The organism is Knoellia sp. B-D-2 (genome assembly GCF_057714695.1).
In genome coordinates this window covers 981,751-996,324 of sequence record NZ_CM173189.1, presented here as the reverse complement: position 1 = coordinate 996,324, position 14,574 = coordinate 981,751, and the positions used below count along the sequence as shown (strand labels likewise).

Below are 14,574 nucleotides of genomic sequence, written 5' to 3'. Positions count from 1 at the left end.
CCCTAGACCTGTGGCGCGCGAGCGTGCACGGATGGGCTCGTTGATCAGGAGGACGTGGGGCCACCGGCCCCATTCACATCTATGAATTCCAGTGCCACCAAGCGCGTGTTCAAGGCCCCGATCTTCTGGGTCCTTGCGGTCATCGCCATCACGGTCGTGATGTTCTCCCTCGGGGGTGATGGTGGCTACGCGACGATCGACACCGCCCGGGCCGAGAAGCTCATCGCCGACAAGAAGGTCGACAAGGCCGAGCTGACGAGCGACAACATCCTGCGGCTCGACCTCAAGTCCGACTCCCCGTTCAGCGACGCCGAGGCCAACATCTCGGGCGCCGACAAGGTGCAGGCCGAGTTCGTCGAGGCTCGCGCCGAGTCGCTCGTCGAGCTCGTCAAGGCCAACCCGCCGACCGACGGCTACAACGACAAGCGGGAGACCCAGAACCCGTTCTGGACCCTCTTCATCAGCATCTTCCCGATCCTCCTGCTCGTCGGGCTCTTCTGGTTCATGATGAGCCAGGCCCAGGGCGGTGGCTCGCGGGTCATGCAGTTCGGCAAGTCCAAGGCCAAGCTGCACAGCAAGGACACCCCCAAGGTCACCTTCGACGACGTCGCCGGCGCCGACGAGGCCGTGCAGGAGCTCCACGAGATCAAGGAGTTCCTCGCCGACCCGGCCAAGTTCCTCGCCGTCGGCGCCAAGATCCCCAAGGGCGTCCTCCTCTACGGCCCCCCCGGGACCGGCAAGACCCTGCTCGCGCGCGCCGTGGCCGGTGAGGCCGGGGTGCCGTTCTACTCGATCTCCGGGTCGGACTTCGTCGAGATGTTCGTCGGTGTCGGTGCCTCTCGTGTCCGCGACCTCTTCGAGCAGGCCAAGGCCAACGCCCCCGCCATCGTCTTCGTCGACGAGATCGACGCCGTCGGTCGCCACCGCGGCGCCGGCATGGGCGGCGGTCACGACGAGCGCGAGCAGACGCTCAACCAGCTCCTCGTCGAGATGGACGGCTTCGACGTCAAGACCAACGTCATCCTCATCGCGGCGACCAACCGCCCCGACATCCTCGACCCGGCCCTGCTGCGTCCCGGCCGCTTCGACCGGCAGATCGCCGTCGAGGCCCCCGACATGCTCGGCCGCCACCGCATCCTCGAGGTCCACTCGCAGGGCAAGCCCATGGCTGCTGGCGTCGACCTCCTCGCCGTCGCCCGGCGCACCCCGGGCTTCACCGGCGCCGACCTCGCCAACGTCCTCAACGAGGCCGCCCTGCTGACGGCCCGTTCCGACCAGAAGCTCATCGACGACTCCACCCTCGACGAGGCGATCGACCGTGTCATCGCCGGCCCGCAGAAGAAGACGCGGATCATGTCGGCCAAGGAGCGCAAGATCACCGCGTACCACGAGGGTGGCCACGCGCTCGTCGCCTCGGCGATGAACCACACCGACCCCGTCACCAAGGTGACGATCCTGCCCCGCGGCCGGGCGCTCGGCTACACGATGGTCATGCCGCTCGACGACAAGTACTCGACGAGCCGCAACGAGATCCTCGACCAGCTCGCCTTCGCCCTCGGTGGCCGCGTCGCGGAGGAGATCATCTTCCACGACCCCACCACCGGTGCCGCCAACGACATCGAGAAGGCCACCGCGATGGCCCGCAAGATGGTCACCGAGTACGGCATGAGCGACCGAGTGGGTGCGATCAAGCTCGGCCAGAGCCAGGGTGAGGTCTTCCTCGGGCGGGACCTCGGCCACCAGCGCGACTACTCCGAGAAGGTCGCCGGCATCGTCGACGAGGAGGTGCGAGGCCTCATCGAGGGTGCGCACGACGAGGCGTGGCACGTCATCAACGACAACCGCCACATCCTCGACCGGCTCGTCCTCGACCTGCTCGAGAAGGAGACGCTCAACGCGCAGGAGCTCGCCGTCATCTTCGGCGACATCGTCAAGCGCCCGCTGCGCCCGACGTGGCTGTCGAGCGAGAACCGCGGCATCTCCCACCAGCCGCCCGTGCTGACGCCGGCCGAGAAGGCCGCGCTCAACGGCCACGACCCGTCGGGCGCCCCCGCCGGGGCCCACGTCAACGAGGGCGACCCGTCGACGACGGCGGCCATCGAGAGGGCGGCCAGCGAGGGGGCGCACCCCGCGGCCGAGGCGGCCGAGAACCCGCCGACCAGGGTGATCGAGGTTCCCGAGGGCCAGCGTGTCGATCCCGACGCCCACTGACGGCGTGTCGGGTGACCCCGACCTGAGCGCCGAGATCGACAGCGTCGCCCCCCGGCAGGTCGACCACGAGCGCGCCCGGGCGGCGGTGCGCGAGTTCCTCCTCGCGATCGGCGAGGACCCCGACCGCGCGGGCCTGCTCGACACCCCGGACCGGGTCGCCCGGGCCGCCACCCAGCTGTTCGGCGGTCTGTCCCAGGACCCGGTGGAGGTGCTGTCGGCGCGCTTCTCGATCGACCACGAAGAGCTCATCATCGTGCGCGACATCGAGATCTACTCGACCTGCGAGCACCATCTCCTGCCGTTCCACGGTGTGGCGCACGTTGGTTACATCCCCGCCCCGGACGGCACCGTCACCGGTCTGTCCAAGCTGGCCAGGCTCGTCGACGTGTTCGCCCGGCGCCCCCAGGTGCAGGAGCGGATCACCACCCAGGTCGCCGACGCGCTCGTCGACCACCTCGGCGTGCAGGGCGTCATCGTCGTCATCGAGGCCGAGCACCTCTGCATGTCCATGCGCGGAGTGCACAAGCCCGGGTCGCGGACCATCACCTCAGCCGTGCGCGGCCAGCTGCGCGACCCCGCCACCCGGGCAGAGGCGATGTCGCTCCTGCTCGGCGGCAAGCGGTGATCTCGCTCGAGGTCGGCCCGCGGCCGCTCGTCATGGGCGTCGTCAATGTCACCCCCGACTCGTTCAGCGACGGCGGCGAGTGGTTCGAGCCCGGGGCGGCGATCACCCACGGGCGCGAGCTCCTCGCCGCCGGCGCCGACGTCCTCGACATCGGCGGGGAGTCGACGCGGCCCGGCGCCGAGCGCCCCTCGGTCGAGGAGGAGCTGCGCCGTGTCCTGCCCGTCGTGCGCGAGCTCGCCGCCGACGGCGCCGTCGTCTCGATCGACACGATGCGTGCGGCCGTCGCGGCCGCGGCGATCGAGGCCGGCGCGTCGATCGTCAACGACGTCAGTGGTGGCCTCGCCGACGACGAGATGGCGGGGCTCGTGGCTGCGGCCGGCACCCCCTTCGTCGTCATGCACTGGCGCGGGCACAGCGCCGACATGCAGTCGCGCGCGGTCTACGACGACGTCGTCGCGGACGTCTGCGCCGACCTCGCGGCCCGCGTCGAGGTGCTGCAGGGCCAGGGGATCCGCCGGCAGAACCTCATCGTCGACCCCGGCTTCGGCTTCGCCAAGACCGCCGAGCACAACTGGACGCTGCTGCGGCGGCTCGACGAGGTCGTCGCACTCGGCCTCCCCGTCCTCGTCGGCACGTCCCGCAAGACCTTCCTCGGCCGCCTCGGTGTGCCCGAGGGCTCCGAGTCGCGTCCACCCTCCGAGCGCGACCTCTCGACCGCGGTGACGTCGTTCCACGCGGCGAGTCACGGCGCGTGGGCCGTGCGCGTCCACGACGTCGCGTCGAGTGTCGGGGCGCTCGACGTGGCCGACGCCCTGCGGGAGGCCCGATGAGCGACCGGATCACCCTCAAGGGCGTCTCCGCCACCGGCTTGCACGGCGTCCTGGAGTTCGAGAAGCGCGACGGCCAGACGTTCGTCGTCGACGTCGAGATGGAGGTCGACCTCACCCAGGCCGGCACGAGCGACGACCTCGCCGACACCGTCAACTACGCCGAGGTCGCCACCGACGTCGTCGCGCTCGTCGAGGGGGAGTCGCTCGACCTCATCGAGGCGCTCGCCGACCGCATCGCCGCCAAGGTGCTCACCCGGCCCCTGGTCGAGTCCGTCGTCGTCACCGTCCACAAGCCCCAGGCGCCCGTGGGCCACCCCTTCACCGACGTCGCCGTCACGGTGAAGCGGCTGCGCGAGACGCCGGTCGTCATCGCCATCGGATCCAACATGGGCGAACCCCTCGAGACCATCCAGAACGCGGTGGGTGCGCTCTGGCTGGCCCTCGACCTCAAGGCGGCCTCACGCGTCTACGAGACCGCCCCCGTCGGCGGTCCGGCGCAGTCGCCCTACCTCAACGCCGTGGTCGTCGGCACGACGCAGATGTCACCGCAGCGGCTGCTGCGCACGATGCAGGACATCGAGCTCGAGCACGGCCGGGTCCGCAAGGAGCGGTGGGGCCCGCGCACGCTCGACCTCGACCTCATCCAGTACGGCGACCCGGTCTTCGACACCGACGTCCGACTCTCGACCGAGGCGCTGACCCTGCCCCACCCACGAGCGCACGAGCGGGCCTTCGTCCTCGCGCCCTGGGTCGACGCCGACGCCGAGGCCACACTGCGCGTCGACGGCCAGCCGCGCCGGGTCTCCGAGCTGCTGGCCGAGGTCGGACGCGAGGGTGTGGCGCTCGGGCCGGACGTGGACCTCCTGGAGGACGGGTGGTGACACGCCGGGGCGTCAGTCCCGTGGTCGCGCTGCTCGTGGCGCTCGTGGTCGGAGGGGCATCGTGGCTGCTCTGGCAGCTCACCACCGGACAGGGCGAGCTCGTCCCGCGCCCGTCCTGGCTCGCGGCCCTGCTGCTCGTGGCCATGGCGGCCTTCGTCGTGGGCTTCGCGTGGCCCGTGCGGGCCTACCTCGACGGCCGCTCCACCCGTCGTCTCGACCCGCTGCGCGCGGCGCGTGTCGTCGTGCTCGCGCAGGCGGCGACCCTCACCGGCGCTGCCGCCGTCGGGTGGTATGCCGGTCAGCTGGCCGTCGTCTCAGGCGGACTGTCGCTCGTGGCCAACCAGGAGCGCGTGTGGCGGCTGGCGGTGCTCGTCGGGGCGGCCGGCCTGCTCGCGCTCGCCGGGTTCGTCGCTCAGCACTGGTGCCGGGTCGACCCCCGGGACGACGACGACGAAGAGCACTGAGCTCCTCGGACCTGCCTGCGTCCGCAAAGGTGGCGGGGTTCCCGACCAGGGTTGCGGACGCAGCGGTCGGTGCGGGCTACTTGTCGACGTCGCCGACGACGAAGAACATCGAGCCGAGGATGGCGACCATGTCGGAGACCAGCGCCCCGGGCAGGAGCTCGGTGAGGACCTGCACGTTGTTGAACGACGCCGACCGCAGCTTGAGCCGCCACGGCGTCTTCTCGCCGCGGGAGACGAGGTAGTAGCCGTTGAACCCGAGCGGGTTCTCGGTCGCGACGTAGGTCTCGCCCTCCGGCACCTTGAGCACCTTGGGCAGTCGCTGGTTCACCGGGCCGGCCGCCAGCGATCCGAGCACCGACAGGCAGTGCTCGACGAGGTCGAGGCTGACGTGCACCTGCTCGAGCAGCACCTCGAGGCGCGACAGGCAGTCGCCCGCGGTGCGGGTCACGACCCGGCCGGGGCCGTCCGCGGCGAACAACGCGGCATACGCGAGGTAGGGCTGGTCGCGGCGGAGGTCGACGTCGACCCCTGAGGCGCGGGCGATGGGGCCGGAGACGCCGAAGGCGTGGACCGTCGCGGCGTCGAGGACGCCGACACCGCGGGTGCGCGCGGCCAGGATCTCGTTGCCGACGAGCATCGACTCGAGGTCGGGCAGCCGCCCGCGGACGGCCTGTACAGCGTGGTCGACCCGGCCGAGCCACCCGGCGGGCACGTCCTCCTTGAGGCCCCCGACCCGGTTGAACATGTAGTGCATCCGACCGCCCGAGGCCTCCTCCATGACGGCCTGGAGCTCCTCGCGCTCGCGGAACGCGTAGAAGACCGGGGTGATCGCGCCGAGCTCCAGCGGGTAGGAGCCGAGGAACATCAGGTGGTTGAGCACCCGGTTGAGCTCGGCGAGCATCGTCCGCAGCCAGACGGCGCGCTCGGGCACCTCCATGCCGAGCATCTGCTCGACGGCGAGGACGACGCCGAGCTCGTTGCTGAACGCCGACAGCCAGTCGTGGCGGTTGGCGAGCACGATGATCTGGCGGTAGTCGCGAACCTCGAAGAGCTTCTCGGCGCCCCGGTGCATGTAGCCGATGATCGGCTCGGCCCGGATGATGCGCTCGCCGTCGAGGGTGAGGCGCAGGCGGAGCACGCCGTGGGTGGCGGGGTGCTGCGGCCCGATGTTGAGGACCATGTCGGCCGTCGCGAGCCCGCCGGCGCCGACGGCGACCATGGTCGTCCGCGGCGTCGACTCAGGCATGGCCCCGAGTATGCCGCGTCATCGCCCAGTGGAACCCGCCGAGCCCGTGCGGGTCGCTGAGGGCGGCGATGGTCGACGAGCGGCCGAGCGCCCGGACGTAGCCGAGCGGGTCCGAAGTCGCGGTGGCGTGGTCGGGTGTCGTGGAGGCGAGGCCGAGCCGGTGGAACACCTCGCGCTGGGTGAGGACCTCGTCGGCGCCGAGGCTGTCCGTCGCGACGTGGGCGGTGAGGTCTCGCCGCCCGTCCGGCACCGGCTCGGCCAGCCGACCCTCCCGGTAGGCCGTGAGGCTCCCGTGGGCGGGTCGGGTGGTCCTCGTGTGGCCGTAGTCGACGGCGACCGTGAGGCCGGAGGAGCTGCGCGAGAGGAGCTCGCGCCAGGCGATGTCCCGGCCGAGCCCGACCTCGACGCGCTCACCCGGCTCGCTCGCCGGCCACCACGCGTCCGCCCAGGCGCGGTCGGCCCCGGCGAGCTCGTCCCCGAGGTCCTCGTCGCCGACCGCGTCGACGAGGACCTCGCGCAGCAGCCCGGTGTCGTCCACCTCTGCAATGGTGCACGGCACGACGTCGAGCCACTCGTGGGCGATGACCAGGGCGTCGAGGTCGCGCAGGTCGTCCGGGAGCGCTGCGCCGCCGGGGGAGCGGACCCACTCCACGGCGGGCGGGAGGTCACCCGGCCGCCCCACCACGTCCACCCCGACAAGAGACAGGTCCGGGCGCTGGTCGTGGAGGTGGGCGAGCAGCTCCCCGCGGCCGCACGCGAGGTCGACCACACGGCATACGCCGCTGTCGTCGGCGAGGCGCGCGACGACCTCGGCGAGCACGGCACCCAGGTCACCGTGCGCCGAGGTCGTGAAGTGCCCGGCGGGGCCTTCGGCGCGGCGGTAGAACCCGTCGGGTCCGTACAGCGCGCCCCCCCACGCCTCGCGCCACGGCCGCATCACCCCCACATCCTGCCTCGTGTGCCCCAGCGCGACCCAGGGCTCGCGCTGGGGCACACAAGGCAGGGGCTGTGGATGGAGGTCCGGGCCATCGCGCCATCTGCGGGACGCTCGACACGTGGCACGCGTTCACGAGGTGGTGCGAGAGCTCGCGGACCGGCAGCAGGGTCTGCTCGCTCGCCGGCAGCTGCGCGGCCTCGGTGTGAACCGCGACCACGTGGCTGCGAACCTCCGCGCAGAGAGGTGGGCCGAGCGCAGCCCCGTGGTGGTGAGCACCTTCACCGGCGAGCTCACTCAGGTGCAGCGCGCGTGGCTGGGAGTGCTGCACGCCGGGCCACCCGCTCTCGTCGGGGGCTACACCGCGCTCGAGCTGCACGGCCTCAAGAACTGGCACCGCGACGACATCACGGTCCTCGTCGACGAGCAGGCCCACTCCGACGCGCTGGACGGGATCGACTGGTTCCGGACGCGGCGCCCCCTCGAGCTCTGGAAAGCCAAGAACCCCCAGCCACTCGCCCGGGTGGAGCCGGCAGCACTGCTGTGCGCGGCACACGAGCCGTCGTGGCGCACCGCGCAGGGCCTGCTGGCTGCGGTCGTCCAGCAACGGCTCACGACCGCCGCGGACCTCCGGCGCCAGCTCGAGCGCATGAAGCCTCTCCGACGGTCACCGAGGTTCAGGCTGCTGCTCACCGAGATCGAGGGTGGGGCAGGCTCGCTCGCCGAGGTCGACATCACCCGGATGTGCCGTGACTTCGGGCTGCCGCTGCCCGCCCGGCAGCGGCGACGCAAGGACCGCGCCGGCCGTTGGCGCTACACCGACTGCGAGTGGGACCTGCCCGACGGCACGGTCCTGGTGCTCGAGGTCGATGGCGCGTTCCACATGGAGGTGGAGCACTGGGAGGACGACATCCAGCGCCAGCGTCGCCTCACCGCGCCAGGCCGGATCATCGTCCGGTGCACGTCGCGGGAGGCCCGGGACGAGCCGTTCCAGCTGGCTGCGGACCTCAAGGCCCTCGGTCTCGGCGCCTCGTGTGCCTGGGCGCGAGCCAGGGCTCGCTGTTAAGGCTCAGGACTTCGCGGACAGATTAAGTCTCAGGACTTCGCGGACACTCGGACTGGTCAGGCTCGACGCTGGGGCATGGCCAAGGATGGAGTGGCGGTGGGTCCCGACCTTGCTGCATGGGTGACCAGGTTCGTTGGCGGAGAGCGGTTCAACGTCCGGGCGGTGTGCGCCGATCTGGGTGCGTCGACCACGACGTTCTACAAGTACCGGCAACGCTTCGGCGAGCAGGGCGTCGACGGGTTGTTCCCGAAGTCGCGGGCGCCGTTGTCGTCCCCGACAAGGGTGAGCAGTTCGGTCGAGGAGGTGATTGTCCGGGTTCGCAAGGAGATGACCGGTGACGGCTGGGACGCCGGCGCCGAGCAGATCCGGTTCCGGCTCGAGGCTCTCGTTGAGGCCGTTGATCCACTGTGGCCGGTCGGGGCAGAGATTCCCTCGCGGGCCACGATCAACCGCATCCTGAAGCGGCGCGGACAACTGATCGCGGTCCCGCAACGCAAACCCAAGAGGGCGACCCGCCGGTTCGAAGCGGCTCAACCCAACACCCGCTGGCAAATGGACGGGTTCGCGGTGACACTCGATGACGGCACCGACGTCGTGGTCCTGCACATCGTCGATGACCACTCCCGCTACGACGTTGGCCTGCGAGCAGGGCACAGCGAGAACGCGGCTGACGTGTGGGCCACGGTTGCGGCCGCTGCCACGACCTACGGCCTTCCCCGGGAGTTCCTCACCGACAACGGCACCGCGTTCTCTGGCCGACGACGAGGCTGGGTCAGCGCCCTCGAGGAGAACCTGAGCCTGCTTGGCGTCAAGGCCATCACCAGCTCTGTGGGCCACCCGCAAACCTGCGGCAAGTGCGAACGCGCTCACCAGACGGTGCTGAAATGGCTCGCCGTCCGGTCGATCACCTCCATCGATCACCTCAACCAGCTGCTCGCGACCTACCGACATCACCAGAACAACGACCGTCGTCGCACCCACCTGGGCGGCCTGACGCCGGGACAGCGGTACCGGCTAGGTCCCAAAGACGGGGCAGCCGGCGACTTGCAGCTCCCGATGATCGTGCGCAGCACCGTCGTCGCCGCCAACGGTGCCATCAAGGTCGACAAGACCAGCATCGGGATCGGCCGTCGCTACGCCGGAACGACCGTGACCCTCTTCCGGCAGGGAAGTGCCATCACCATCGTCAACGACCGCGGCCACGTCGCAGACCTGACACTGACGACGCCACGATCCCGCTACCAATCAGCCAACGCGTCCGCCAGACTGACCGAGAAGCCCTGAGACATAAGTGTCCGCGAAGTCCTGAGACACCACAGCGGGCTGGAACTCGCGCTGAGGCACACAAGGCTTAGGTTGGGCGGCATGGACCACCCGGCTCGGCTCTCGATCGGCGTCATCGGCGCCGGCCGCGTCGGTGCGGTGCTCGGCGCCGCCCTCGCGCGGGCCGGCCACCACGTCCAGGCGGCGTATGCCGTGAGCGACGAGAGCCGGGACCGTGCGGCCGCGCTCCTGCCCGGGGTTCCGCTCAAGGACGTCCCCGACGTCATCGACGGCGCCGACCTCGTGCTTCTCGCCGTGCCCGACGACGCGCTCGCCGAGCTCGTCCGCGGCCTCGCCGCCACCGACGCGTGGCAGGCGGGCCAGATCGTCGTCCACACCTCGGGGCGGCACGGCACCGCCATCCTGCGGCCCGCGATGGCCGCGCACATCCTTCCCCTGGCGATCCACCCGGCGATGACCTTCACGGGGACCGCCCTCGACCTGGGCCGGCTCGAGGAGTGCGCGTTCGGCATCACCGGCCCGGACGCGCTGCGCCCCATGGCCGAGGCGCTCGTCGTCGAGATGGGTGGGGACCCGGTGTGGGTCGCGGAGGACCAGCGCAGCGCCTACCACACCGCACTCGCCCACGGCTCGAACCACCTCGTCACCCTCGTCGCCGAGGCGATGGAGGTGCTGCGGGCCGCGGGCGTCGACGACCCGCGGGCCGTGCTGGGGCCGCTCGCCCGGGCGGCGCTCGACAACGCCCTGCGGCTTGGTGACGCGGCGCTCACCGGTCCCGTGGCCCGGGGGGATGTGGGTACCGTTGGCACGCACCTCCGCGAGCTGGACCGGATCTCCCCGGAGATCCGCACGACGTACGTCGCCATGGCCCGGGCCACCGCGGTGCGTGCACTCGAGAGCGGACGGCTCCAGCCGTCGGCCGCCGAGCCGCTGCTCGACATCCTCGCCGACCAGGAGCCCTCCTCGTGACCGAAGCCCCGACGACGATCCCGACTCCGACGGCGCCCCCGACGACCACCCCGCTCGTCGTCAACAGCCGCGCCGAGCTGCGCGACGCGCGGGCCGCCCTCGCCGGTGAGGACGTCGCCGTCGTCATGACGATGGGCGCCCTGCACGAGGGCCATGCGCAGCTCATCCGCGAGGCGCGGCTGGCGGCCGAGCACGTCATCGTGACGATCTTCCTCAACCCGCTGCAGTTCGGTCCCAAGGAGGACCTGTCCCGCTACCCGCGCACGTTCGACGACGACATGAGGATCGCGTCGGACGCGGGTGTCGACATCGTGTTCGCGCCGACGCCCGACGTCGTCTACCCCGACGGCGACCCGGGCGTGCGCGTGTCCGCCGGGCCGCTCGGTGACGTCCTCGAGGGCAAGTCGCGACCCGGCCACTTCGACGGCATGCTCACGGTCGTCGGCAAGCTGCTCCACCTCACCGGCGCCCGCCGGGCGTTCTTCGGGCAGAAGGACGCCCAGCAGCTGCTCCTCATCCGGCGCATGGTCCGCGACCTCGACTTCCCCGTCGACGTCGTCTCCGTCCCGACGGTGCGCGAGAGCGACGGCCTCGCCCTGAGCAGCCGCAACACCTACCTCACCGAGTCCGACCGGGAGGTGGCCCTGTGCCTGAATCGCGCGCTGGCCGCGGGAGCCGAGCAGGCGGCATACGGACCCTCAGCGATCCGGCGTGCGGCCCGTGACGTCGTCGTCGAGGAGCCGCTGGCCCTCGTCGACTACCTCGTCCTCGTCCACCCGAGCACCCTCCAGGACGTGCCCGAGTGGTACCGCGGCGAGGCGCTACTCGCCGTCGCCGCCCGCGTCGGCACGACCCGGCTCATCGACAACACCCCGGTCCTCGTCGGGCCGGGCGGCGGGCGGCTCGACGTCTTCTCGCAGCCCGACCCCGACAGCACGACCGCCCGCCCGGCCACGTAACCAGGAAGCCCCGCCATGTACCGCTACATGCTGCACAGCAAGATCCACCGCGCGACCGTGACGCAGGCCGACCTGCACTACGTCGGCTCGCTGACGATCGACATGGACCTCATGGAGGCGGCGGACCTCCTGCCCGGCCAGCAGGTGGACGTCGTCGACGTCGACAACGGCAACCGGCTCACGACCTACGCCATCGAGGGCGAGCGAGGCACCGGCATCCTCTGCATCAACGGCGCCGCCGCCCGGCTCATCTCGCCCGGCGACACGGTGATCATCATCGCCTACGCCTCCATGGCCGACGAGGACGCGCGCAGCCACGACCCGCACGTCGTCTTCGTCGACAAGGACAACAAGATCGTCGAGGTCGGCGACGACGGCGGCGACGTGCCCGAGGGCTACGGGCTCATGACCTCCGCCGTGACGAAGCGCTCGCACGGGTGAGCCCGGACCCGGCCACCCCCGACGGCCTTCGTATGCCGTCCGCCCCCGCCCCCGACCGCGACCGCGACCGTGTCCACGTCCACGTCCCGCGAGCGCTCAGCGCCCCCGCCCCCGGATGGGCGACGTCGGCCGACGTCATCGTCGTGGGGTCGGGCATCGCCGGGCTGACCTGTGCGCTGCGCCTGCGCGAGCAGGTCGACCGCGTCCTGCTCGTCACCAAGACGGTGCTCGACGAGGGGTCGACGGCGTGGGCGCAGGGGGGGATCGCCGCGGCCCTGCACCCGGAGGACTCCCCGGCCGAGCACCTCGAGGACACCCTCGTCGCCGGCGTCGGGCTCTGCGACCGCGACGCCGTGGAGGCGCTCGTCACCGAGGGTCCGCCGCGCGTCCACGAGCTCGTCGCCCTGGGCGCCGAGTTCGACCTCGACGCCGAGGGCGAGATCAAGCTGACCCGCGAGGGTGGTCACCACCGCGACCGCATCGCCCACGCCGGCGGCGACGCCACGGGACGGGAGATCTCGCGCGCCCTCATCGCCGCCCTCCACCGCGTCATCGACGACCCGGGCATCGAGGTCGTCGAGCACGCGCTCGTCGTCGACCTGCTCCGGGACGATGCGGCCGCCGGGTCGCCGGTGACTGGCGTCACGCTCCACGTCATCGGCGAGGGGCAGCTCGACGGGGTGGGCGCGGCCTACGCCCGAGCCGTCGTCCTTGCGACCGGCGGGCTCGGCCAGATCTACACGTCGACGACGAACCCGCCCGTCGCCACCGGTGACGGGATGGCGGCGGCCCTGCGCGCGGGGGCGCGCATCACCGACCTCGAGTTCATCCAGTTCCACCCGACGGTGCTGTTCCTCGGGGAGGGCTCGACCGGCCAGCAGCCGCTCATCTCGGAGGCGGTGCGTGGCGAGGGGGCCTTCCTCGTGGACGCGGCCGGGCGCCGGATCATGGAGGGGCGCCACCCGCTCGAGGACCTCGCCCCGCGCGACGTCGTGGCGCGGGCGATCCTCGAGACGATGCGCGAGCAGGACACCGACCACGTGTTCCTCGACGCGCGCCACCTCGGCGGCGACTTCCTCGCGACCCGCTTTCCCTCGATCGTCGCGAGCTGCCTCTCGCTCGGCTTCGACCCGGCGCGCGACCTGCTCCCGGTCGCGCCCGCGCAGCACTACGCGTCGGGGGGCATCGAGACCGACCTGCACGGGCGGTCGTCGCTGCCGGGGCTGTACGCCTGCGGCGAGTGCTCGTGCACCGGCGTCCACGGCGCCAACCGGCTCGCCTCCAACAGCCTGCTCGAAGGCCTCGTCTTCGCCAGCCGCATCGCCGCGGACATCCCCGCACGCATCGCGGCGGGCGAGCTCCCCGAGGTCGGGATTCCGTCGTCGCCGACCCGCGCGGGCGACACCTCTCCCGGGGCGCTGCTCGACCACTCGCAACGGCTCGCCGTCCAGCGGGCGATGACGCTCGGGTCCGGACCGGTTCGCTCCGCGACGTCCGGGGCGGCGACCGCGACGACCCTCGCGGACCTCGCCTCGCTGCAGCCGTCGACGGCCGAGCCCGGCCCGAAGTCGTGGGAGACGACCAACCTCCTGCACCTCGGTCTGGCGCTGACCGAGCTCGCCCGCCGACGCGAGGAGACGCGCGGCGGGCACGTCCGCAGCGACTTCCCCGACCGCGACGACGCCCGGTGGCTCGTGCGCCAGAGCATGACCGTCGACCCCGACCGCTCCCTCACCGTGACCGAACGGACCATGCCGTGAGTCCCCTCCCCCAGGACCTCTCCTTCCCCGACGCCGACGCGCGCCGCGTCGTGGCGGGCGCCCTCGACGAGGACCTCGGCGGTCCGGACGGCGTCGACGTCACGACGACCGCGACGATCCCGGAGTCGCAGCTGACCCGGGCCGCGGTCGTCGCCCGCGAGGACGGCGTCGTCGCCGGGGTGGCCGTCATCGCGCTCACCCTCGACGAGGTGGCCCGCCGGCTCGGCGCCGCCCCCGTCGAGGTGGACAGGAGGGTCGCCGACGGTGACCGCGTCGCCCGCGGTGACGTCGTGGCCGAGCTGTCCGGGTCGACCCGGGTCACGCTCGTGGCCGAGCGAACGCTCCTCAACGTCGTCAGCCGGCTGTCCGGCGTCGCGACCCACACCCGGCGGTGGGCCGACGTCCTCGACGGCTCGGGCGCCACCGTGCTCGACACCCGCAAGACGACGCCCGGTCTGCGCGCCCTCGAGAAGTTCGCGGTCCGGGCCGGGGGAGGCACCAACAAGCGGATGGGCCTGCACGACGTGGCCATGATCAAGGACAACCACAAGCTGGCAGCGGGAGGCCTTGGTGCGGCATACGCCGCCGTGCGCGAGCAGTTCCCGCAGGTGCCGGTCCAGGTCGAGGTGACCACCACGGCCGAGGCGCTCGAGTCGGTCGCGGCCGGGGCGCGGTTCTTGTTGTGCGACAACATGTCCACGACCCTCCTGCGCGAGACCGTCGACGCCGTGCGGGCCACGGGCGAGCAGGTCGAGATCGAGGCGACCGGGGGTTTGACGCTCGACGTCGCCGCCGAGTACGCCGCGACGGGGGTCGACTACCTCAGCGTCGGCGCGCTGACCCACTCCTCGCCGATCCTCGACCTCGCCCTCGACCTCGCCCCTTGACCGACTGATGGCGCCTT

General features: G+C 71.8%; 14 protein-coding genes. 12 read left to right on the top strand and 2 right to left on the bottom strand.

Annotated features, from left to right (window positions below; translation table 11 throughout):
* Window positions 1-81: 81 nt before the first annotated feature.
* Genes ftsH through AC3EU2_RS04765 form a run of 5 tightly spaced genes read left to right on the top strand, consistent with a single transcriptional unit; the run spans window position 82 to window position 5,011 of the window.
* Window positions 82-2,211, top strand: a complete 2,130-nt coding sequence (gene ftsH, locus AC3EU2_RS04785) for an ATP-dependent zinc metalloprotease FtsH (RefSeq protein WP_488178579.1) — start codon at window positions 82-84, stop codon at window positions 2,209-2,211.
* 4 nt (window positions 2,212-2,215) lie between these two features.
* Complete coding sequence (folE, locus tag AC3EU2_RS04780) at window positions 2,216-2,836, top strand: GTP cyclohydrolase I FolE (protein WP_488178578.1); 621 nt, start codon at window positions 2,216-2,218, stop codon at window positions 2,834-2,836.
* Window positions 2,833-3,666: a dihydropteroate synthase gene (gene folP, locus AC3EU2_RS04775; protein WP_488178577.1), complete on the top strand. Its 834-nt coding sequence runs from the start codon at window positions 2,833-2,835 to the stop codon at window positions 3,664-3,666. Before folE ends, folP begins: the two co-directional genes overlap by 4 nt.
* Entirely contained in the window at window positions 3,663-4,547 is an 885-nt protein-coding gene (folK, locus tag AC3EU2_RS04770) for a 2-amino-4-hydroxy-6-hydroxymethyldihydropteridine diphosphokinase (protein ID WP_488178576.1), read from the top strand. The genes folP and folK overlap by 4 nt, the downstream gene beginning before the upstream one ends.
* Entirely contained in the window at window positions 4,544-5,011 is a 468-nt protein-coding gene (locus AC3EU2_RS04765; protein ID WP_488178575.1) for a DUF3180 domain-containing protein, read from the top strand. The genes folK and AC3EU2_RS04765 overlap by 4 nt, the downstream gene beginning before the upstream one ends.
* Window positions 5,012-5,087: 76 nt before the next feature.
* Here AC3EU2_RS04765 and AC3EU2_RS04760 read toward each other — a convergent pair whose 3' ends face one another.
* Together AC3EU2_RS04760 and AC3EU2_RS04755 are read right to left on the bottom strand one after the other, a co-directional pair.
* Window positions 5,088-6,257 (bottom strand): NADH-quinone oxidoreductase subunit D, encoded by a 1,170-nt coding sequence (locus tag AC3EU2_RS04760; RefSeq protein WP_488178574.1) that lies wholly within the window; start codon window positions 6,255-6,257, stop codon window positions 5,088-5,090.
* Window positions 6,250-7,194 (bottom strand): SAM-dependent methyltransferase, encoded by a 945-nt coding sequence (locus AC3EU2_RS04755; RefSeq protein WP_488179440.1) that lies wholly within the window; start codon window positions 7,192-7,194, stop codon window positions 6,250-6,252. The genes AC3EU2_RS04760 and AC3EU2_RS04755 overlap by 8 nt, the downstream gene beginning before the upstream one ends.
* A 118-nt stretch (window positions 7,195-7,312) precedes the next feature.
* Here AC3EU2_RS04755 and AC3EU2_RS04750 point away from each other — a divergent pair, with 118 nt between their 5' ends.
* The 7 genes from AC3EU2_RS04750 (at window position 7,313) to nadC (ending at window position 14,557) form a co-directional block, all read left to right on the top strand.
* On the top strand, window positions 7,313-8,257 hold the full coding sequence (locus tag AC3EU2_RS04750) for a hypothetical protein (protein ID WP_488178573.1): 945 nt from the start codon (window positions 7,313-7,315) through the stop codon (window positions 8,255-8,257).
* A gap of 75 nt (window positions 8,258-8,332) precedes the next feature.
* Window positions 8,333-9,541: a DDE-type integrase/transposase/recombinase gene (locus tag AC3EU2_RS04745; RefSeq protein WP_488178572.1), complete on the top strand. Its 1,209-nt coding sequence runs from the start codon at window positions 8,333-8,335 to the stop codon at window positions 9,539-9,541.
* 81 nt (window positions 9,542-9,622) lie between these two features.
* A complete protein-coding gene (locus AC3EU2_RS04740; RefSeq protein ID WP_488178571.1) occupies window positions 9,623-10,510 on the top strand; it encodes a Rossmann-like and DUF2520 domain-containing protein in 888 nt (295 codons plus the stop codon).
* Between the two features lie 17 nt (window positions 10,511-10,527).
* On the top strand, window positions 10,528-11,469 hold the full coding sequence (gene panC / locus AC3EU2_RS04735) for a pantoate--beta-alanine ligase (RefSeq protein WP_488179439.1): 942 nt from the start codon (window positions 10,528-10,530) through the stop codon (window positions 11,467-11,469).
* 15 nt (window positions 11,470-11,484) lie between these two features.
* Window positions 11,485-11,910 carry an aspartate 1-decarboxylase gene (panD, locus tag AC3EU2_RS04730; protein WP_488178570.1) on the top strand — a complete coding sequence of 142 codons (426 nt, stop codon included), beginning with the start codon at window positions 11,485-11,487 and terminating at the stop codon, window positions 11,908-11,910.
* Between the two features lie 32 nt (window positions 11,911-11,942).
* Window positions 11,943-13,670, top strand: coding sequence for an L-aspartate oxidase (locus AC3EU2_RS04725; protein ID WP_488179438.1), 1,728 nt, complete (start codon window positions 11,943-11,945; stop codon window positions 13,668-13,670).
* Window positions 13,667-14,557, top strand: coding sequence for a carboxylating nicotinate-nucleotide diphosphorylase (gene nadC / locus AC3EU2_RS04720; protein ID WP_488178569.1), 891 nt, complete (start codon window positions 13,667-13,669; stop codon window positions 14,555-14,557). The genes AC3EU2_RS04725 and nadC overlap by 4 nt, the downstream gene beginning before the upstream one ends.
* The last annotated feature ends 17 nt before the right edge of the window (window positions 14,558-14,574 follow it).

What these genes read in the sequence shown, in the direction of transcription:
- ftsH (WP_488178579.1), top strand. Translation starts at nt 82, where the DNA reads ATGAATTCCAGTGCCACCAAGCGCGTGTTCAAGGCCCCGATCTTCTGG.
- folK (WP_488178576.1), top strand. Translation starts at nt 3,663, where the DNA reads ATGAGCGACCGGATCACCCTCAAGGGCGTCTCCGCCACCGGCTTGCAC.
- AC3EU2_RS04760 (WP_488178574.1), bottom strand. Translation starts at nt 6,257, where the DNA reads ATGCCTGAGTCGACGCCGCGGACGACCATGGTCGCCGTCGGCGCCGGC.
- AC3EU2_RS04755 (WP_488179440.1), bottom strand. Translation starts at nt 7,194, where the DNA reads ATGCGGCCGTGGCGCGAGGCGTGGGGGGGCGCGCTGTACGGACCCGAC.
- AC3EU2_RS04745 (WP_488178572.1), top strand. Translation starts at nt 8,333, where the DNA reads ATGGCCAAGGATGGAGTGGCGGTGGGTCCCGACCTTGCTGCATGGGTG.
- AC3EU2_RS04740 (WP_488178571.1), top strand. Translation starts at nt 9,623, where the DNA reads ATGGACCACCCGGCTCGGCTCTCGATCGGCGTCATCGGCGCCGGCCGC.
- panD (WP_488178570.1), top strand. Translation starts at nt 11,485, where the DNA reads ATGTACCGCTACATGCTGCACAGCAAGATCCACCGCGCGACCGTGACG.
- AC3EU2_RS04725 (WP_488179438.1), top strand. Translation starts at nt 11,943, where the DNA reads ATGCCGTCCGCCCCCGCCCCCGACCGCGACCGCGACCGTGTCCACGTC.